The following is an 18,058-nucleotide window of genomic DNA, read 5'->3' on the forward strand; positions in this document are numbered from 1 at the left end:
ATTTATTGCGCAATCTTACCGCGAAAAAAAACAGCGCAATTAATTGCGCCGCTACAAATCATTCAACAGTTTGAGTTACTGCGCGGTAGGCTTCACCATCGCATTGGCGCTTTTATGCTGCGCCAGATGTTGCTGCTGGAAAATGCACATGCGGATGGTGTTGCGGTATTCGCCGTTGATGAAAAATTCGTGCTTCAGTACGCCTTCCACCTCAAAACCCAGCTTGGTGTAGATATGCACCGCCTTCTTATTCTCTTCATCGACAATCAGATAGAGTTTGTAGAGATTCAGCACCGAAAAGCCGTAATCCATCGCCAGCTTTGCCGCTTTGGTGGCTAAGCCTTTGCCCTGATGGGAAGGATCGATAATGATTTGAAACTCAGCGCGGCGATGCACGTGATTAATCTCGACCAACTCCACCAACCCGGCTTTGTGTCCATCATGCTCCACCACAAAGCGACGCTCGGTTTGGTCATGGATATGTTTGTCATACAGGTCTGAAAGCTCGACAAACGCTTCGTACGGTTCTTCAAACCAGTAACGCATCACGCTGGCGTTGTTATCTAATTGGTGCACAAAGCGTAAATCTTCCCGCTCCAGCGGACGTAACTTAACCGTCATACGGTGTTCCTTGTTGTTGAATGTTGCTCCACGATGCGGCCCTGCGCCATACGCGCCGCGCGATCGCACATGTGATCGATCACATCCGGATCGTGGCTGACCAGCACCATGGTTAAACCATCTTTTTGCTTTAGATCGTTGAGCAGGTTGAGGATCTCGGCCTGCACCGACATGTCCAGCGCCGAGGTCGGCTCATCCAGCAGCAGGATCTTCGGTTCCAGCAGCAGGGCGCGCACAATCGCTACGCGCTGACGCTGACCGCCTGAAAGCTGATGCGGATAGCGATCCGCCAGCACCGGATCGAGCCCGACATGGCGGAATCCAGCATTAATGCGGTCGTTGATGTTATCACGTTTGAGCATTTTCAGCGGTTCCGCCAGCGTGCGACGCAGGCGATGGCGCGGATGCAGCGAAGCGTAGGGATCCTGAAACACCATCTGCACATCGCGGCGCAGCTGGCCGGTAAACGCTTTGCCGGGCTGCACGGCGGTGCCCGCCAGCGACATGCTGCCGCTCCAGTGCGGATTCAATCCCGCCAGCACCCACAGCAGCGACGACTTGCCGCAGCCGGACGGACCAACCAGACCAAAACACTCACCGGCCGCGACCTGCAGCGACACATCGTGCACCACGGTGCGCAGCTCGTAACCTTGCTTGTGCGAAACGCTGAGGTTCGCTAACTCAATCATAATTCTTCTCCAGCGCGGCACGATCCAGCACCGGCAAACGCTCGCCGTGCGTGGCTTTACTCGGACGACAGGCCCACAAGGTGCTGGTGTAAGGATGGCTGGCGTTGGAGAGTTCGGACGCCGGCAAGGTATCCAGCACGCGGCCCTGATACATCACCATCACACGTTCGCAGTGCTCGGAAACCTGTTGCAGATCGTGGCTGATCAGCAGCAAACCCATGTTGCGCTGTTCAACCAGACGACGAATCAGCGCCAGTACCTGATCGCGCATCGCGTGATCGAGCGCCGACGTAGGTTCATCGGCGATCAGCAGTTCAGGATCGGTGATCAGGGCGATCGCCAGCATCACGCGTTGCCCCATGCCGCCAGAAAGTTGATGCGGATAGCGTTTCATCAGCTGACGCGGGTCGGGCAAGCCCACCGCATCCAGCATCTCGCACACTTTCTCTTTACGTTCAGCGCCGCTCAATTTGTGGTGCAGCACCAGCGGTTCTTCCACCTGCCAGCCAATGGTGCGCGTGGGATTGAGCGCATATTTCGGATCCTGCATCACCATTGCCACTTTACTGCCGCGTAGCTGGATCCAGTCACGCTCGCGCAGGCTCAGCGCATCGGTGTCGACAATCTGCAAACGATCGGCCTGCAAGTGCAGCGAAGGTGACAGCAAGCCCATCAGCGTACGTGCGGTGAGTGATTTACCGGAACCGGATTCACCCACCAGCGCCACGCGCTCGCGGCCAATTTGGAAGCCAATGTTATCGACCAGCAGCGCATCATCGCTGCGAATCGTCAGGCCTTGTACATCAATTAACAGATCATTTGGCATGACGAGTATCCAGTCGGTCACGCAGGCCATCGCCTGTCAGGTTAAACGCCAGGCTGGCGAACAGAATCGCGCCGCCGGGTGCGGCGGCAACCCACCATTGGTCGAAGATCACTTTACTGCCTTCTGCCACCATCGAACCCCATTCGGCGGTAGGCGGTTGCACGCCCATACCCAGGAAGCCGAGGCCAGCCGCTGAAAGAATGATTCCGCCGAGGCTCAGCGCAGCGCGCACCACCGCCGTTGGCATACAGAGCGGCAGAATGTGGCCAAACATCAGGCGCAAGCCGGTGATGCCCTGCATGCGCGCGGCGGCGAGGTAATCACTGCGGCGCAGCGCCAGCGTTTCCGCACGTGCCTGACGGGTAAACGGCGGCCAGTTGGTGAGCGCCAGCGCCAGTGCGCCATTCATCAAGCCGGGGCCGAGCATGGCGACCAGCGCCAGCGCGATCACCAGATTTGGCAGCGACAGGAAGATATCGGTAATGCGCATCAACACGCGCTCGGTCCAGCCGCCCACGTAACCGGCGGTGATGCCGACCAGCAGGCCAACCGGAATGGTCAGCACCAGAATCAGTGACACCAACAGCAGCGTGGGGCGCGCGCCATAAATCACGCGTGACAGCAGATCGCGGCCAAAGCCATCGGTGCCAAACCAGTGCAGCGCCGATGGCGCCTGCAAACGCTGGGAGATGATCTGCGCATTGGGATCGAAAGGCGCCAGCAATGGCGCGAACAACGCCATCGCCACCACAATCAGCACCAGCGTCAGGCCGATGGTAAGCGAGGTCACGCGCGCGCGTCGGCGACGCGGACGCAGCGTTTCCAGTTCAGAGAGTTGTTGAGTCATCGGGTTCTCGGATCGGTTAACCAGGTCAGGGCATCGGCCAGCGCGTTGAGCAGAATAAAGCAGCTGCCAATTAGCAAGGTCGAGCCGAGAATCGCCGGTACATCGGAGGAAAACAGCGCGTTAGTCATGTAGCGACCAACGCCCGGCCAGGCAAATACCGTTTCGGTGAGTACCGAACCTTCCAGCAGCGTGGCGTAGGAGAGGGCGATAACGGTAATCAGCGTGCCCAGCACGTTGGGGAAAATATGACGCAGCAAAATGCGGCCACGGCTGGCACCTTTCGCACGCGCCAGCACCACATACTCTTTGCTGCTCTCTTCCAGCAGCGCCGCGCGCAGCAGGCGCGTGATACCCGCCATCGCCAGCAGGCCGAGAATCACCACCGGCAGCCACAAGTGGGCAATCGCATTGCGGAACATCTCGGGATCGCCGGACATCCAGCTATCAATCAGCACAAAGCCGGTTTTTGGCTCCAGCGTGTAGATCCAGATGTCGTCAAGCTGGCCCGGTCCGGCGGACCAGTGCAGCACGGCATAAAACAGCAGCAAACCCAGCAAGCCGAGCCAGAACACCGGCACCGAGTAGCCGAGTAGCGAAACAAAACGCGCCACGTTATCGATGATGCTGCCCGGCTTCCACGCCGCCAGCAGCGCTAAGGCAATGCCGAACACCGCGGCAAAAATCATCGCGCAGGTGGCCAGCTCAATGGTGGCCGGGAAGGTGCGCATCAGGTCGGCGCTGACCGGTTGATTGGTCAGATGCGATAAGCCGAGATCGCCGCGCGCCAAATGGCTGATATAGCGCCAGAACTGCACCAGCACCGGCTGATCAAGACCGAGATCGTGTCGCACCTGCGCGTAGGTGGCTTCGCTGGCGTGATCGCCTGCGATCTGTTGCACCGGATCGACTGGCGAAAGGTGCGACAGCATAAAAGTGAACGCTAACAAACCGACCAACGTCACCAGCAGCGAGAGCAGGCTGGTGACGATGTGGCTAACGCGTTGCCAAAGTGGCCGGGCGAACCCGGCCTGTGAAGCTGACACTGCCATTACTTAGAAACCTGCGAGTAATACACCATGTCCGGGTTGATGCCCTGCACATAGCCTTGCAGATTGTCGCGCAGCGCAATCAGGTTTTTCGCCTGCAAGCCAATCACGTACGGCGAGTTCTTCAGCACTTCACGCTGCATCGCCTGATAGAGTTCGACGCGCTTGTTGTTATCGCTCTCGGCGGTGGCGGCCAGCGTTTGCTTGTTCAGCTCCGGGATGTGCCAGTCAGAACGGTAAGCCACGGTTTTGCTGCCATCTTCCGGGTTGTAAGCGAAGGACGCGGCGTTGGTGTTGGGATCGAAATAGTCTGCGCCCCAGGCGTTGAGGGTGGCTTCATATTTGTGCGCCTTCACGCGGGTCGAGACTTCAGAGCTCAGGCCAGGTTGCACTTCCACCTTCACGCCGCCTTTGGCAAAGCTGCCCTGCAGCGCCTGCGCGATATCGAGGTAAGGCGGCTGGTTGCTGGTGGAAAGCGTGAAGCTGACGTTGGTCAGACCGGCTTTCTTCAGAATCGCTTTGGCTTTTTCAGGATCGTAAGTGTATGGCGTGTCGTTGATTGCGCCGAGGAAGCCTTTCGGCAGGAAGGTTTGATGCACATCGAACTGGCCTTTCAGCAGGTCGTTAGCGATACCTTTATAGTCGAATAGGTATCGAGCTGCTTCCCACAGCGCCGGGTTCTTCAGCACCGGGTTTTCACCGATGTTGAACTGGATGTAATAGAGAGAAGCCATCGGAATCGCTTCGGTCTTCACGCCCGCTTTGCCTTTCAGCGAGGCGATTTGATCCGCACCGAGGTTACGCGCGATATCCACATCGCCCTGCTCCAGCAGCAGACGACGTGCAGCCGGTTCCGGAACGTTTTTGATCAGGATATTTTTCAGTTTCGGAGCACCCGCTGGCGAAGTTGGATTCGCGCTCAGCAGAATCGCTTCGTGCAGCACCACTTTACGAATCTGATACGGGCCACTACCGGCAGAGTGAGTACCGAGCCACGCGTGGCCGAAGTCACCGTTCTTCGCGTTGGCCTGCGCGGTTTTCTCATCAACAATTGAAGAGACTGGCGCGGAGAGCAGGCTGAGCACATACGCCGGGCTGACGTTGGCGCTCCAGCTGATCTGTACGTGGTTCTCATCAACCTTTTTCAGGAAGGTATCGACGTTGTCTTTATTCCAGCCAAGTTGGGTAAGAATAAAGGAGGGATCGAGGTTGAGTTTCACCACGCGACCCAGTGAGAAGATCACATCCTCCGGACGCAGCGGATTGCCGCTGGCGAACTGAGCACCTTTGCGTAGTTCAAACGTCAGGCTGCGATTATCGCTGCCCGCTTGCCAGGACGTGGCCAGCGTTGGCTGCAAATCGGTTGGATTGGTGGGATCTGACTGAACCAGGCGCTGATAAATGTTAGTGAACGCTTGCACCGTGGTGAGCTCGAAGCCCTGCGCAGGGTCGAAGCTGTCGGCATCATCGGTAGACTGGGCGATCACCAGCGTATCTTTCGGCGTCGCTGCCTGAACCGAGAAGGCGGCTACCAGCGATAACGCCAGCAGTGATGGAATAATTTTTTTCATGTTGTTTCCTTGCCTAAAAAAAGTAACGCGAGTTTACGAGAGCGCAGCAGTGAAGAATAGTCAATTTCAGGCTATGCATATGCATTAATGATCTAAGACGCATGGTTCAGTTATAAGGGAAAACCGCACATTCCGTAGCGGCGCAATTCATTGCGCAATGTGTGGAAGGGCTTTGGGTGCAGGATCGTTAACGCAAAATCGCGCGATTAATCACGCCGCTACGGAATGTGCATGTGAGGTAATATCAACTCAACTGCAACGGAATATAAATGATTGGTGACTAACCGATATTTAACTTTACTTCGTTACTTGCCAGAATATAATGGCCGCAATTTCAAAGCAGGAGAGTTCAGTTGGACAGTCACCCTTTTAGTTGGCATCACAAGGCAAGCTGACGCGCGAACTTTTTTGTCGCTGCTTGCCAACACGGCGGGCAGCAATCCTCTCTTTTCTGATGATTGTTCCCTTTAAACGACATTGTAACGGGCCAAAGCCCGTGGGGATATCATCATGCACATGATTTTTAACACACTTTTCCCTCCGCCTCGATACGCGCGCTTAACTTCAGCGTGCTGATTGACGCTGCACATTAGACGGCTTTTCGCTGTTCGATTGCGTGGTGTTTACCTTCGTCTTTATTTATTACTCGTTATTTTGCGAGCGACTCTTTTCGTCTTTAATTTCCGGGAGGTGATATGGAAATTCCCGACAGGTTATTTTTAATTTAACAAACGCATTGCCGTTAATTTAATTTGTGTGCCTCGCACGCAGGGATTTTTATTGCCGTAATAAAGAGGAATGTCACTATGACTGACATGAAACTCAACCAGGACAAAAAAGCCTGGAACACCACGCGCCAGCCGCGTCAAAAAACACCGCGTTACCTGATTGAAGATGAAGCCGGTTTTACTGCCGACGAAACGCTGGTGCGTCTGCGCAGCGATGCGCTTGGCCTGAGTGAACGTGAAGCCGAGGCGCGCCTGGATGTATACGGCCGCAATCAGGTCGAACACGACAAAGCGCCACCGGCGTTGTTGCAGTTGCTGCAGGCATTCAACAATCCGTTTATCTATGTCCTGATGGCGCTGGCGCTGGTGAGCTTTTTCACTGATTTCTGGCTGCCGCTGCGCAACGGCGAGGAGACCGATCTGACCGGTGTCATCATCATTGTGACGATGGTAACGCTCAGCGGTTTGCTGCGCTTCTGGCAGGAGTTCCGTACCAATAAAGCGGCGCAGGCGCTGAAATCGATGGTGCGCACCACCGCCACGGTGCTGCGTCGTGAGTCAGCGCAGCAAGCGCCGCTCAAACAGGAAGTCGATATCGCCACGCTGGTGCCGGGTGACATCATCTATCTGTCGGCGGGGGATTTGGTGCCAGCCGATGTGCGGCTGCTGGATTCACGCGATCTGTTTATCAGCCAGGCGATTTTGACCGGCGAATCGTTACCGGTTGAGAAGTATGACGTCACCGGCCACGTCACCAGCAAAAGCAGCGGTGCCAGCGAACAGGGCACATCGCTGTTGGAACTGGGCAGCGTCTGCCTGATGGGCACCAACGTGTCCAGCGGCAGCGCCAAAGCGGTGGTAGTGGCAACCGGCAGCGAAACTTACTTCGGTAGCCTGGCGAAATCGATTGTGGGTAATCGCGCACAAACCGCCTTTGACCGCGGCGTCAACAGCGTGAGCTGGCTGCTGATCCGCTTCATGTTGGTGATGGTGCCGGTGGTGTTGCTGATTAATGGCCTAACCAAAGGCGACTGGCTGGATGCTTCACTGTTTGCGCTGGCGGTAGCGGTAGGTTTAACGCCGGAAATGTTGCCGATGATCGTCAGCTCCAATCTGGCGAAAGGTGCCATCGCCATGTCGCGGCGTAAAGTGATCGTCAAACGTCTGAATGCGATTCAAAACCTCGGCGCGATGGATATTCTCTGCACCGACAAAACCGGCACGCTGACGCAGGACAACATCATTCTGGAGCATCATCTGGATTGTGCTGGCGTGGAGAACTCACGCGTGCTGATGCTGAGCTGGCTTAACAGCCACTATCAAAGCGGCACGCTGAATCTGATGGATCGCGCCATTTTGCAGTACGGCAAAAACCGCGTCAGCGAAGCGGTAAGCGATACCTATATCAAAGTGGATGAGCTGCCGTTCGATTTCATTCGCCGTCGCGTCTCGGTGGTGGTGCGCGATCGTCGTCTCAATCAACAGATGCTGATCTGCAAAGGCGCGGTGGAAGAGATGCTGAGCATCGCGACTGCCGAGCGTGAAGGCAAACTGGTGCAGTCGCTAAACGAAACGCGTCGTGCAGAACTGCTGGCGCTGGCACATCAATACAATGAGCAGGGTTTCCGCGTGCTGCTGGTGGCGAGTCGCGTGCTGGCGGAGCCAGGTTTACAGCAGCCGCTGAGCGTGGCGGATGAGCAAGGCTTAACGGTAGAAGGGCTGCTGACCTTCCTTGATCCACCGAAAGAGAGCGCCGCCAAAGCTATCGGTGCGCTGCGCGACAATGGCGTTAGCGTCAAAGTGCTGACCGGTGATAATCCGGTGGTGACCGCGCGCATTTGCCAGCAGGTTGGCATCGACAGCGGCGCGATCGTCACCGGCGACCAAATTGCCCTGATGAGCGACGAGCAGTTGGCAGACGCCGCCGCACAGAGTGCGGTATTCGCTAAACTCACGCCGCTGCAGAAATCACGCATCCTGCGCGCGCTACAGCAGCAGGGCCACACCGTTGGCTTCCTTGGCGACGGGATTAATGATGCGCCGGCGCTGCGTGATGCTGATGTCGGGATTTCCGTCGATAGCGCGGCGGACATCGCTAAAGAGTCTTCCGATATCATCCTGCTGGAAAAAGATTTGATGGTGCTGGAAGAGGGCGTAATGAAGGGACGCGAAACCTTCGGCAACATCATTAAGTACCTGAACATGACCGCCAGCTCGAACTTCGGCAACGTGTTCTCGGTGTTGGTGGCGAGCGCCTTTATTCCGTTCCTGCCGATGCTGGCGATTCATCTGCTGATTCAGAACCTGATGTACGATCTGTCTCAGCTGGCACTGCCGTGGGACAAAATGGACCGCGAGTTCCTGCGTAAGCCGCGTAAATGGGACGCGCGTAATATCAAACGCTTTATGCTGTGGATTGGGCCAACGTCGTCGATTTTCGATATCACCACCTTTGCGCTGATGTGGTACGTATTCGCGGCGAATACGCCAGAAATGCAGTCGCTGTTCCAGTCCGGCTGGTTTATTGAAGGCTTGCTGTCGCAAACGCTGGTGGTGCACATGCTGCGCACGCAAAAGATTCCGTTTATCCAGAGCCGTGCGGCGCTGCCGGTGCTGCTGACCACTGCGTGTGTGATGATCGCCGGCATTCTGCTGCCGTTCTCACCGCTGGGTGCGATGGTGGGATTGGTGCCGCTGCCATGGTCTTACTTCCCATGGCTGGTGGCAACGCTGCTCGGTTATTGCGTGGTCGCGCAGGGCATGAAAATGCTCTACATCAAGCGCTTTGGCCAGTGGTTTTAAACACATGGAGGTGAAATGCGTAACCGCAATCTCAATAAGGTGGTGTTTCACCTGATAATGATGATGGTTGTCATGGTGGTGTTAACGCTGGTGTTTCGTTAATGAAAAAAGGGCAGGATTTCCTGCCCTTTTCTTTACTCTTCGTCACTCTTCGTCGGGCTGGTAATACTGCACGCCGATCTCAATGCGCTCGCGGCCGCTAGCTACACGATGGCGATTGCTGTCGCGCAGCGAGTAGATGCAGCCGCAATACTCCTGCTGATAGAAACGTTCGCGCTTGCTGATCTCAATCATGCGTGACGAGCCGCCACCTTTCCGCCAGTTGAACTCCCAATAAAGCATATCGGGATAGTGCGCCGCCGCGCGCACGCCGCAGTCGTTGATCTGCTGCATATTCTTCCAGCGCGAAATACCGAGTGAACTGGTGATCACCGGGAAACCGTTTTCATGTGCATACAGCGCGGTGCGTTCAAAGCGCATGTCGAAACACATGGTGCAGCGCACGCCACGTTCCGGTTCCCACTCCATGCCACGCGCCCGCTCAAACCAATTGTCTTTATCATAATCGGCATCAACAAAGGGCACGCCAAACTGCTCGGCAAAGCGGATATTCTCCTCTTTACGCAGCTCATACTCTTTCAGCGGATGAATGTTTGGGTTGTAGAAGAAGATGGTGTAATCGATGCCGGAAGCCAGCATTGCTTCCATCACTTCGCCCGAGCAGGGCGCACAGCAGGAGTGCAACAGGACTTTGTTATGACCGTTGGGTAAGGGCAGCGGCTGGCGGGTAAAGTTGTCAGACATGAGCATTATTGGTTAATGGAGTGTTGGGTAAAGTCTAAGGGGATAGCGTTAAAGATGCAAAGTTGAGGAAAAACAGGCAATAAAAAAGGCCGCAAACGCGGCCTCTGGATTGAGCGAAGAACGTTATTCAGTCACTTTCTTTTTCAGATCGCTGGCACCTTCTTTGGTTTTATTCCAGCCTTTCTGCGTGCCTTCTTTGGTGGCATCCCAACCTTTCTCAGAACCTTCTTTGGTTTTATTCCAGGCTTTCTGCGTACCTTCGCTGGCTTTGCTGGTCAGGTTATCGCTTTTACCTTCTGCCGCATGCTTCGCTTTCAGCTGCTGCTCTTTACCTTCGTTCTGCGCCTGATGCAGTTTTTCTTTAGCGGTGTTCGCACCGGCCTGCGCGTTAGCGACAGTTTCATCAGTTGCATGTGTGGTCGCGGCAAAAGCCGAAGATGCCATCAGAATGGCTGACAGTGCAATAATGGTCTTTTTCATAATTCCCTCTTTCATGAAATATGTCGTCTCAGGTAATCATCCTGGCACAGGCCGGGATGGAAAGATTTAAGAATAAACCAGGAATGAAAAAGGTCTAGTTTCGCTGGCAAAATCACCAGTAGATAGCATTTTAGGTTGTTGCAGGAAGGGATAAGAGCCACCTGAGCGGTGGCTCTGCAATATTAATCTGCTATCTGCCTGGCGCAGCATAGCAGTGGCGCAACGTGCAACGGTTGCGTACCGAGGTTGGCAATCAGGGATTGAACGTTACGCTGGTAACGTTGTGGAATCCGGGTGGCAATAAACACGCGATAGTCGAGGCGTTTATCGCCAGCCTGCCTGAGCTGTGGAGCCGCCTCTACTCTTCGTCGCGCTCTTTAGCGGCGCGCTGACGATCATAGAACTCATCTTCGGCGGCGATGATCTCATCCATCAATGAGTTCATATCCACTTCATGCACCTCTTCTACGAAGAGACCGGTGAGCGGCGTTTCTGGCGTCAGCTTTCCATCTTCATATAACTGCCAGATCTCTTTCGCATAGCGCGTTTGCAAAATCTGCGGAGCATATTGCCCGTAATAGGCGGTGATGTTGTTCACATCGCGCTCAAACATCGATTCAGCGTGGTTGTTTGCCGCGGCATCAACCGCTTGTGGCAAGTCGATAATCACCGGTCCGTTGGCATCCTGCAGCACGTTGAATTCCGACAGATCGCCATGAACAATGCCGGCGCACAGCATGCGCACGATATTGCGGATCATGGTATCGAAATCCTTAAGGGCGTTCTCTTCAGTCAGGAACACATCGCTCAGGCGTGGCGCAACCAGACCTTCTGCGTCTGTGACCAGCTCCATCAACAAAACGCCGTCGATGCAAATGTAGGGCTGCGGGACGCGTACGCCAGCATGCGCCAGGCGGAATAACGCATCAACTTCCGCGCTTTGCCAGGTCTCTTCTTGCTGCTTGCGCCCGAATTTCGACCCTTTTTGCATCGCACGTGAATTACGGCTGTTGCGCACTTTGCGCCCTTCCTGATAATGCACAGCCTGCTTGAAACTTCGTTGTGTGGCGTCCTTGTACACTTTGGCACACTGGATTTTGCCGCCCGTTAACACGGTATAAACGTCAGCTTCTTTGCCGCTTCTTAGTCTTTGTAGTACTTCATCTACCAGGCCATCATCAACGAGAGGCTGGAGTCGGTTTGGGATTTTCATGCGAGTCGCCTTGAAAGAGTCCAGATACAAAAAAGCCCGTAAGGCTTGCGCCATACGGGCTCTTAGGACTTCATCGAATGACTCTGGTGATCATCGATGGAGAATTTTGGTGGGCTGGCGGAATCTGAACAAAACTCGCAAGCTCATGTATTTAGATGTTTTTATCTAATTCAACTTTGTTCCGTGTACCTAAACGTGTACCAATTATTGGATCTCATACCCCGGAACGGCTGCGCTAGGATAACCAACGGCCAGCTTAAAATCCAAAAAAAATGATTTTAGGGAAAAGTGTTCACACTGTTCACTTTTGGTATTTATTCATTAAATTCATATTGTTAGATAGTGAAGGGCTTTAGAGTGGATGTACACTAGTGTGCACCGTAGGTGATCCCTTTCACTTGAGAATTCAAAAAATCGCCAAACTGGACTAGTGGAGTTAATTTAGTGCGGTATATTGTAGGGCAGCCAGTTACGGAGCGTGCATATAATATTATTGAGAGCATAAAGACAAAAAACGCACATAAAGATACTATTATTAATTTAGTGGCCATCATGGGTAAAGGAAAATATTTTTCGAATATATTAATTTCTTCGGTAATGTTTGCGATATATGAAGGGATTATAAGTTAGGCCTTCTATTTAAAAAAGAAGGCCTAACTATTTTAAAATTCGACTCTATCTAATAATAATTTCTTTTTGTAATTCGGTAGATACACTGAGCCATACTTTTCAAAACTATCAAAGTTAAAAGCAAGATATTCTTTTAGAAAGTGGTCTGTGTATTTTGTAAGGTACTCAATGTTGTTCTCAAGTTGTTCTCTTGAAAAACCTCTTTTATTGTTTAATCTTGACCTTAATTTTAATATTCTGTCTGTAGGGCTTGGATGCGACGAGTGAATTGAACCCCTCATGGGGTTTGTATAATCGAGAATTAGCCTGCTTGTTTCAAAATACATTAATGTTAAAAAGGCAGCGTTGGCAATATCTCCTTTGTAAAGAGAGTTTCCTTTTATGTTTTTTATGGCATGCCAGTCTGCATCATATTCAAGTTTATGTGAATACTTATAGTGTTGAATCTTCATATCACCTTGATATGCGTTTAACATAATAGAAAGATCTTCTTTAAATAATCTTGAGTCGTTCAAATGGCCTAGAAGGTGGTGCGCGTACTCATGTCCAAGAATAAACTGGTATTGCAAATTAGTTAGGGACTGTAAGAAATCCTCAAAGTGCGTGGGCAGCTCTCCTCTCGAATCCAAATCAAAATCATAAGATTCATGCCCTGCCATAATTCTTTGGGCAATTAAATACGCACTAAATGTGTCAGCTTGGTCCAGACCAAAATCATCTCCATAGAAAAATATATTCATAAAATAGAGGTAATTTTCAAGTGATTCAGATATTGCTATTATGTTTCCGGAAACAGTTTTCATACATGTAGCGTTTACGTTATCAAGATAAGCACTTCCGGCGGGTATCTTTTCTAATTTTTTTTGATTTCCTTTAGATAATGATTTTAGATAAATGCTCTCTTTGAATTTACTCTTGTAGTATTCATCAAGTGACCAATCCTTTTTATTTCCTTTTCTTTTCCTGAATACTCTAATTAACCTAGGGTTGTCAACAATTGCTTCTGCTCTAATTTGCAGTAAGAAGTCACTTAAAACCTTCGGCTTCTTTATTCTTTCTATATCTTCCCTGCTGCAAAATGAAGCATAGAAAGAAGCGTCATCACTTAAACCTTCTAGGTCAGAGTGCTTGATTACACCTGTTAAATGCAATAAAACATTTCCACTTTCAATCAATACACCTTGGCTAGCACGTCGCGCATTAGGTGCTTCCGCCAAAATACGATCAAAAAAATCCTGCTCTTCGGACATTTAAAACCCTTACTTGTTATTTTTCTGAATTTGGATAGATATAATTTGCATGGCGATTCTAATGTTCAATATTTATAAAATGATTTTTTGAAGGTGACGTTTAAAGCGCACTGCGTTGTCCAATGACATTTAAATTAACATGCTCTGTGCTAGTTAACTATGGCCTAATTTTTTGCAGTAACAATGCCTGCACTCGATAGAAAACTCAAGTAAATGTTACTGAGTTGTTTTGACTAAGCTATGACGAGTGTAAACAAGTGAGGGAATGGCATTAAAGATTCTGTTTTTTGGTTTTCCTGATATTTTAAGTTGCATTAAATGCATAAACCGGCCTAAGCCGGTCGATGTTAAATGAAGCACTAGTTTAATCCTGGCAGCCAATCGGCCTCGCTGTCTTCATGCAAGATGAGATTGGTCTGTATACCGTTATTCGTCCGGCGCTTGAGCAGCACGCGCTCATACTCTTTAAGCGTCTGTGGCACCGCCTGGCCAAAAGCCGTCAGGCTGAGCGGGTGCTGATGGCCGCGCGATTCCATAAATGACAGATATGCATGATAGAGATAGCGCTTCGGGTTAATCGGGCGAATGTTGGCGTTACCAATAAACAGCCCATTCGGTGTGCTCAACGGCATAAGGTAGCCACAGAAATCGACCAGCGGATCAGCCTGGCGTTTTATCTCCAGCGCTTCGCCGGACGACTGTTGCGCCTGCAACAACTCGCGCGCTTCGTCAGGTGACGCGAAGCGCTGCATCAAATGACGCACAATGACGGCCAGCTCGTTGCTAATTTTATCCAGTAGCTGCGAATCGCGCTCTTTCGCCGGTATCACCTCCGGGAAGGTCAGGATTACCCGGCGACGTGACACGCCGCCGCTGCGATCGCTAAAACGCATCGGATTGTTGTTCACCGCCAGAATCACCGCCGGGATTTGAGTTGAGTATGGATCGCGATATTTGGGATCGATGGCTACCGCATCGCCGCCGGTAATCGCCTTAATTCCCGCGCCATCGCCGCTCCACTTCTCTTGATCGGGCAGAATAATCAGCGAGAAGCCTACAACGCTGGCGCGTTCCCGCGATGATTCCAGCGTATCAATGGTGGCTGACGTGGTGTTATCGCGGCCAGCGAGCAGTGTGGCGATCGACGCTAAAACGCTTTTCCCGCTTCCACCTGGACCAGTTACCTCAAGGAACATCTGCCAGTCATAGCGGTTTGCCAGCACCATGAATAACGCCGCGAGGATGCGCTCCTGCTTGTCGTGATTATGTCCGGCCGCCCGCGTTAACCAGCGGTAAAAGTGAGGCGCGTGGTCTGCGAGATTTTCACCCGGACGCGGTGCGGAGTAGTCCACGCTGTTGACCGTGCGCAGCCAGTTCTCGCGGCGGTGCGGGCTGAATGTGCCGTTAGTCGTATCAAATACCCCGTTACGAAAACCAATCAGGCGGCGCGCCGGTTCGCCCATCTGCGGCACCATCAGCTTGAGCGTATCGAGTACGCTACCAATCCCGGCTGCTGAAAACGGTGCGCGCACCTTCTGAAACAGCGCGGCGATTTCGCGGCGCAGCATCTGCACCGGCATCACCTGCCACGCGCCGTTCTCATAGCGGCAAATTTCCTCTCCGACGGGCGGCACGGCTAGTGCCTGCCCGTAGTGATCGACCAGCAGTTCCGCCTTTTCGCTGGCACTCATGGCTTTAAGGTCGGCCTCGCTCACGGACTCGAACGGGCTTGGCTTATGAGGCTGAGTGAAGGCGGTGAGTAGCGCCTGCGTCGCGATGTCGCCCTGTACCTGCCAGACGTCGTTCCAGTCGCCAGTTTCCGGTGGTAAAGCGGCCTTACCCTTGCAGACTTTCGCGGCTTCCTCTGCCTTTAGATGGCCTGTGCCGTTGTCGTCGCGATCGGCGGCAATCAGCATCAGCGCATCAGGATTGGTTTTGCGCAGTTGCGCGGCAAGTGTTGGGAGATTATTGGCGCTTAGCGCCACATAAACAGGTTGCCCGGTCAGGCGCTGCACCGTGAGGCCGGTTGCATAGCCTTCGGTGAGCCACAGCGTTTTGCTGTCCGGCTCGCCTGCAAGGTGATAAGCGCCTTTCACCTGTCCGCCGGGCAAGGTGCGCTTGTCGCCAGCGGCGCTGATTAGCTGGATGTTAACGGCGTTGCCGGTTTCGTCGGTCAGCGGCACAAGCAGATCGCCAACTGCAAAACTGATACCGCCACAGCGCAAACTCGCAGCCAGCGTTAACGCCTGATTGCTGTGCAGCCCTTTCGATAAAAGGTAGGCGTTATCCGTGCGGCTAACGGCGGCGGCGAGCAACTTCTGCGCCCGTGCGGCGGCCTCGGATTGTGCGACTGCTTTATCAACGGTGTTCACCGGTGCTTTTGATACCGGTGGCAGCGCGCCAAGCATATCGGCGATTTTGATTGCCGCCTCTTTGGCGCTGACGTCGAGCGCCTTTTCGACCAAATTCAGGCCGTCACCGGCTCCGCACTGATTACAGTGCCACGTTCCGCGCCCGTCCTGATTATCAAAACGGAAACGATCTTTACCGCCGCAAACCGGGCATGCGCTATGTCTGCCGCTGGCGTGAATGCTGATGCCGAGTGCGGGCAGCAGTTGCGGCCAGAATCCGGCCGCCGCTTTTACCGTGTCAGAGACAATGTGTTTCATCTGCTGTATCTCCCTCAGTGCAACGTGGCGCGACGAGTCGCGGCAAGCTGGCTGCAAAACAGTTCATCCATCATGGTCGCGCCAAGACGAGTCAGGCGAGGCGGCGCGGTGAGCAGGTCAGGCTCAACCATATCGCCCAGCATGGTGCAGGCCATTTCCATTCCGGCCTCTGCGCCGTGACGACGCACGTAAAATCCTTCCAGCTCGAGCGCTATCGTCATCTGTAGTTCGTCGAGCGTGGCCGAAACGGTGATGCCCAGCGTTTTGCAGGCGTTGAGATAGCCCTGTGCCAGCGCACGACGGTAAACGGCGGTGCGGACTTCAACAGGTAAGCAGGAATTATTAGCAGTCATCATGGCGAGCCTCCGTGGCAAACATAAGGGATTCACAGGTTTCAACAACTTTGCCGAGCTGGTCGGTGAGAAGGGCAACGACCGACGCGAGTGCTACACCATCCGGAACACAGTCGCTGGCGCTCATGCTGTTAACCGATTCGAACATGTCGAGAACGGTGACTCCAACAGAGTGCGCGTGCTGCAAACGAAGAAAGTCGGCGTGTGGAATGGGATAGGTGTCTTGATTATTTAGGCGCTGAGAAAGGGTGTTCATGCGATCACCGCTTTTACTGGCACGCGGCCAGCGAAGCACAGGACATAGTCGCGAATGAAGTTGGCGCGGGCTGTGCGCTCGTCTTTTGCCGCAAAGCGCAGCATACAGGGACGGGCAGCGCGATCGGTGCGGCGCACAGCGGCGAAAATAAAGGTGAATTTGGGATGAGCGGTGTTAATAACCGTAGCCAAGATGGCAGTCTCCTTGAAGTAGTTGTAATAACTACCACCGGAGTTCCTACACTCAATGGTGGTAGCCCAGACGGGGGTAGGAATACCGGCCTTCAAGGACACCGGCCAGCCCGAAGGCTGCCCCGCCTGAGCCACCATTGCCTGATAGGCATGACGGTTCACAGACCGCCACGCTGAAAGCTGGTGCACTAAGGCAACGACATAAAAAAACACGCATGGCGCGTGTATTGTCGCCTTGAAGTAACTCGGGTTCCTACGCCCGGCTGCCGATTTTGCGACAGCGCGAAAACTGTATAACGACCGCTCGCCAGATAAAAGGCTTTTTTCGTTCATTGGTGCATTTTCCTTAGCAATCGGTCAGGCCTTGATCGGACTGCTGCGGATTTGATCGGCGTTTGCTGTCAGCTTTGCCCGTTATGTGTTTTCTCGAGTGAGCTTTTTTGCCCATTACCGAAATATGGCCGTGCATCCCGCTATTAAAAGAAGGTGAGGTTGGGGGCTTATCACTGAGTGCGTTTGTTAGGCTTTCAGCAATGAAGGCTGCTTCATCTTTGGTCAGAGGAAATGAGCTGGTGTTGAAATTCAGCGTGATCATGCTCCACCTCCGGCGCGCTGTGCGATGCGTGACTGCATCCAGCCATCAATTTCAGAGGCCAGCCAGGCAACGTTTTTACCGCCTAGGGAAATCTGCGACGGAAACTGCTCACGGCTGATTAAGTCGTAAATAGTTGAGCGGGACAGGCCGCAGGTGTTGATCACTTCCGGCAGGCGCATAAAGCGATCGCGGGGATAAGAAACATCACCAGTAAATGGCGTCATTGGGGTTGAAGGGGCTGAAACTGCATGCATGGTGTTACCTCATAATGAGTCCGGCCGGTGCTGTCCGGTTCCGGGTGTGTCTTTGGGTAACTCCCTATTTTGAGAATATTTTACCTAATGTAAACAACCCCTTGTTTGCTGATGAATGAGCAATTGAGCGTTCTGTAACCTGCTGTTTGCCAACGTTTGCCAAAGAATTGCCAACATTTGCCATCCACTGAACATTGGTTATCAAAAAAAGATCCTAAGAAGAAAAAATTCTA

General features: G+C 53.1%; 18 protein-coding genes. 2 read left to right on the plus strand and 16 right to left on the minus strand.

What is annotated here, in order from left to right; genetic code table 11:
• Nucleotides 1-75: 75 nt before the first annotated feature.
• Genes speG through Q3H59_RS05095 form a run of 6 tightly spaced genes read right to left on the minus strand, consistent with a single transcriptional unit; the run spans nt 76 to nt 5,600 of the window.
• Nucleotides 76-621, minus strand: a complete 546-nt coding sequence (speG, locus tag Q3H59_RS05070; RefSeq protein WP_008101618.1) for a spermidine N1-acetyltransferase — start codon at nt 619-621, stop codon at nt 76-78.
• Nucleotides 618-1,310 carry an ABC transporter ATP-binding protein gene (locus tag Q3H59_RS05075; protein WP_110868286.1) on the minus strand — a complete coding sequence of 231 codons (693 nt, stop codon included), beginning with the start codon at nt 1,308-1,310 and terminating at the stop codon, nt 618-620. Before Q3H59_RS05075 ends, speG begins: the two co-directional genes overlap by 4 nt.
• A complete protein-coding gene (locus tag Q3H59_RS05080) occupies nt 1,303-2,136 on the minus strand; it encodes an ABC transporter ATP-binding protein (protein ID WP_280171996.1) in 834 nt (277 codons plus the stop codon). Before Q3H59_RS05080 ends, Q3H59_RS05075 begins: the two co-directional genes overlap by 8 nt.
• Nucleotides 2,126-2,983, minus strand: coding sequence for an ABC transporter permease (locus tag Q3H59_RS05085; protein ID WP_309833586.1), 858 nt, complete (start codon nt 2,981-2,983; stop codon nt 2,126-2,128). Before Q3H59_RS05085 ends, Q3H59_RS05080 begins: the two co-directional genes overlap by 11 nt.
• Entirely contained in the window at nt 2,980-4,032 is a 1,053-nt protein-coding gene (locus Q3H59_RS05090) for an ABC transporter permease (RefSeq protein ID WP_110868285.1), read from the minus strand. Before Q3H59_RS05090 ends, Q3H59_RS05085 begins: the two co-directional genes overlap by 4 nt.
• Entirely contained in the window at nt 4,032-5,600 is a 1,569-nt protein-coding gene (locus Q3H59_RS05095) for an ABC transporter substrate-binding protein (protein ID WP_280171994.1), read from the minus strand. The genes Q3H59_RS05090 and Q3H59_RS05095 overlap by 1 nt, the downstream gene beginning before the upstream one ends.
• A gap of 806 nt (nt 5,601-6,406) precedes the next feature.
• Between Q3H59_RS05095 and mgtA the strand changes: the two genes are divergently transcribed.
• Nucleotides 6,407-9,130, plus strand: a complete 2,724-nt coding sequence (mgtA, locus tag Q3H59_RS05100) for a magnesium-translocating P-type ATPase (protein ID WP_309833589.1) — start codon at nt 6,407-6,409, stop codon at nt 9,128-9,130.
• A gap of 144 nt (nt 9,131-9,274) precedes the next feature.
• Here mgtA and Q3H59_RS05105 read toward each other — a convergent pair whose 3' ends face one another.
• Both Q3H59_RS05105 and Q3H59_RS05110 read right to left on the minus strand, forming a co-directional pair.
• Nucleotides 9,275-9,934, minus strand: a complete 660-nt coding sequence (locus Q3H59_RS05105) for an epoxyqueuosine reductase QueH (protein WP_309833591.1) — start codon at nt 9,932-9,934, stop codon at nt 9,275-9,277.
• Nucleotides 9,935-10,057: 123 nt separating this feature from the next.
• Nucleotides 10,058-10,414: a hypothetical protein gene (locus Q3H59_RS05110; RefSeq protein WP_110868297.1), complete on the minus strand. Its 357-nt coding sequence runs from the start codon at nt 10,412-10,414 to the stop codon at nt 10,058-10,060.
• Between the two features lie 224 nt (nt 10,415-10,638).
• On the opposite strand from Q3H59_RS05110, the gene Q3H59_RS05115 reads away from it, so the two are divergent.
• A complete protein-coding gene (locus Q3H59_RS05115) occupies nt 10,639-10,806 on the plus strand; it encodes a hypothetical protein (protein WP_192411362.1) in 168 nt (55 codons plus the stop codon).
• Here the strand turns inward: Q3H59_RS05115 and Q3H59_RS05120 are convergent.
• The 8 genes from Q3H59_RS05120 to Q3H59_RS05155 form a co-directional block, all read right to left on the minus strand.
• Nucleotides 10,773-11,627, minus strand: coding sequence for a PA4780 family RIO1-like protein kinase (locus Q3H59_RS05120; RefSeq protein ID WP_309833593.1), 855 nt, complete (start codon nt 11,625-11,627; stop codon nt 10,773-10,775). The genes Q3H59_RS05115 and Q3H59_RS05120 overlap by 34 nt on opposite strands.
• A 662-nt stretch (nt 11,628-12,289) precedes the next feature.
• Nucleotides 12,290-13,507 (minus strand): M48 family metalloprotease, encoded by a 1,218-nt coding sequence (locus tag Q3H59_RS05125; protein ID WP_309833594.1) that lies wholly within the window; start codon nt 13,505-13,507, stop codon nt 12,290-12,292.
• Nucleotides 13,508-13,866: 359 nt separating this feature from the next.
• A complete protein-coding gene (locus Q3H59_RS05130; RefSeq protein ID WP_309833595.1) occupies nt 13,867-16,176 on the minus strand; it encodes a primase-like DNA-binding domain-containing protein in 2,310 nt (769 codons plus the stop codon).
• 14 nt (nt 16,177-16,190) lie between these two features.
• Nucleotides 16,191-16,532, minus strand: coding sequence for a DUF5375 family protein (locus Q3H59_RS05135; RefSeq protein WP_034896820.1), 342 nt, complete (start codon nt 16,530-16,532; stop codon nt 16,191-16,193).
• Nucleotides 16,519-16,785: a hypothetical protein gene (locus tag Q3H59_RS05140; protein WP_309833598.1), complete on the minus strand. Its 267-nt coding sequence runs from the start codon at nt 16,783-16,785 to the stop codon at nt 16,519-16,521. Before Q3H59_RS05140 ends, Q3H59_RS05135 begins: the two co-directional genes overlap by 14 nt.
• Nucleotides 16,782-17,309 carry a host cell division inhibitor Icd-like protein gene (locus tag Q3H59_RS05145; protein ID WP_309833600.1) on the minus strand — a complete coding sequence of 176 codons (528 nt, stop codon included), beginning with the start codon at nt 17,307-17,309 and terminating at the stop codon, nt 16,782-16,784. The genes Q3H59_RS05140 and Q3H59_RS05145 overlap by 4 nt, the downstream gene beginning before the upstream one ends.
• A gap of 13 nt (nt 17,310-17,322) precedes the next feature.
• Nucleotides 17,323-17,571, minus strand: a complete 249-nt coding sequence (locus Q3H59_RS05150) for a hypothetical protein (protein ID WP_309833601.1) — start codon at nt 17,569-17,571, stop codon at nt 17,323-17,325.
• Nucleotides 17,568-17,825, minus strand: a complete 258-nt coding sequence (locus tag Q3H59_RS05155) for an AlpA family transcriptional regulator (protein ID WP_309833603.1) — start codon at nt 17,823-17,825, stop codon at nt 17,568-17,570. The genes Q3H59_RS05150 and Q3H59_RS05155 overlap by 4 nt, the downstream gene beginning before the upstream one ends.
• Between the last annotated feature and the right edge of the window lie 233 nt (nt 17,826-18,058).

Origin of the sequence: Pantoea sp. SORGH_AS_0659, assembly GCF_031453915.1 — a bacterium.
Lineage (GTDB): Bacteria > Pseudomonadota > Gammaproteobacteria > Enterobacterales > Enterobacteriaceae > Pantoea > Pantoea leporis.

Bases quoted from the DNA above. Each gene is read 5' to 3' on its own strand.
- speG (WP_008101618.1), bottom strand. From the start codon at position 621: ATGACGGTTAAGTTACGTCCGCTGGAGCGGGAAGATTTACGCTTTGTG.
- Q3H59_RS05075 (WP_110868286.1), bottom strand. From the start codon at position 1,310: ATGATTGAGTTAGCGAACCTCAGCGTTTCGCACAAGCAAGGTTACGAG.
- Q3H59_RS05080 (WP_280171996.1), bottom strand. From the start codon at position 2,136: ATGCCAAATGATCTGTTAATTGATGTACAAGGCCTGACGATTCGCAGC.
- Q3H59_RS05085 (WP_309833586.1), bottom strand. From the start codon at position 2,983: ATGACTCAACAACTCTCTGAACTGGAAACGCTGCGTCCGCGTCGCCGA.
- Q3H59_RS05090 (WP_110868285.1), bottom strand. From the start codon at position 4,032: ATGGCAGTGTCAGCTTCACAGGCCGGGTTCGCCCGGCCACTTTGGCAA.
- Q3H59_RS05095 (WP_280171994.1), bottom strand. From the start codon at position 5,600: ATGAAAAAAATTATTCCATCACTGCTGGCGTTATCGCTGGTAGCCGCC.
- mgtA (WP_309833589.1), top strand. From the start codon at position 6,407: ATGACTGACATGAAACTCAACCAGGACAAAAAAGCCTGGAACACCACG.
- Q3H59_RS05105 (WP_309833591.1), bottom strand. From the start codon at position 9,934: ATGTCTGACAACTTTACCCGCCAGCCGCTGCCCTTACCCAACGGTCAT.
- Q3H59_RS05110 (WP_110868297.1), bottom strand. From the start codon at position 10,414: ATGAAAAAGACCATTATTGCACTGTCAGCCATTCTGATGGCATCTTCG.
- Q3H59_RS05120 (WP_309833593.1), bottom strand. From the start codon at position 11,627: ATGAAAATCCCAAACCGACTCCAGCCTCTCGTTGATGATGGCCTGGTA.
- Q3H59_RS05125 (WP_309833594.1), bottom strand. From the start codon at position 13,507: ATGTCCGAAGAGCAGGATTTTTTTGATCGTATTTTGGCGGAAGCACCT.
- Q3H59_RS05130 (WP_309833595.1), bottom strand. From the start codon at position 16,176: ATGAAACACATTGTCTCTGACACGGTAAAAGCGGCGGCCGGATTCTGG.
- Q3H59_RS05135 (WP_034896820.1), bottom strand. From the start codon at position 16,532: ATGATGACTGCTAATAATTCCTGCTTACCTGTTGAAGTCCGCACCGCC.
- Q3H59_RS05140 (WP_309833598.1), bottom strand. From the start codon at position 16,785: ATGAACACCCTTTCTCAGCGCCTAAATAATCAAGACACCTATCCCATT.
- Q3H59_RS05145 (WP_309833600.1), bottom strand. From the start codon at position 17,309: ATGAACGAAAAAAGCCTTTTATCTGGCGAGCGGTCGTTATACAGTTTT.
- Q3H59_RS05150 (WP_309833601.1), bottom strand. From the start codon at position 17,571: ATGATCACGCTGAATTTCAACACCAGCTCATTTCCTCTGACCAAAGAT.
- Q3H59_RS05155 (WP_309833603.1), bottom strand. From the start codon at position 17,825: ATGCATGCAGTTTCAGCCCCTTCAACCCCAATGACGCCATTTACTGGT.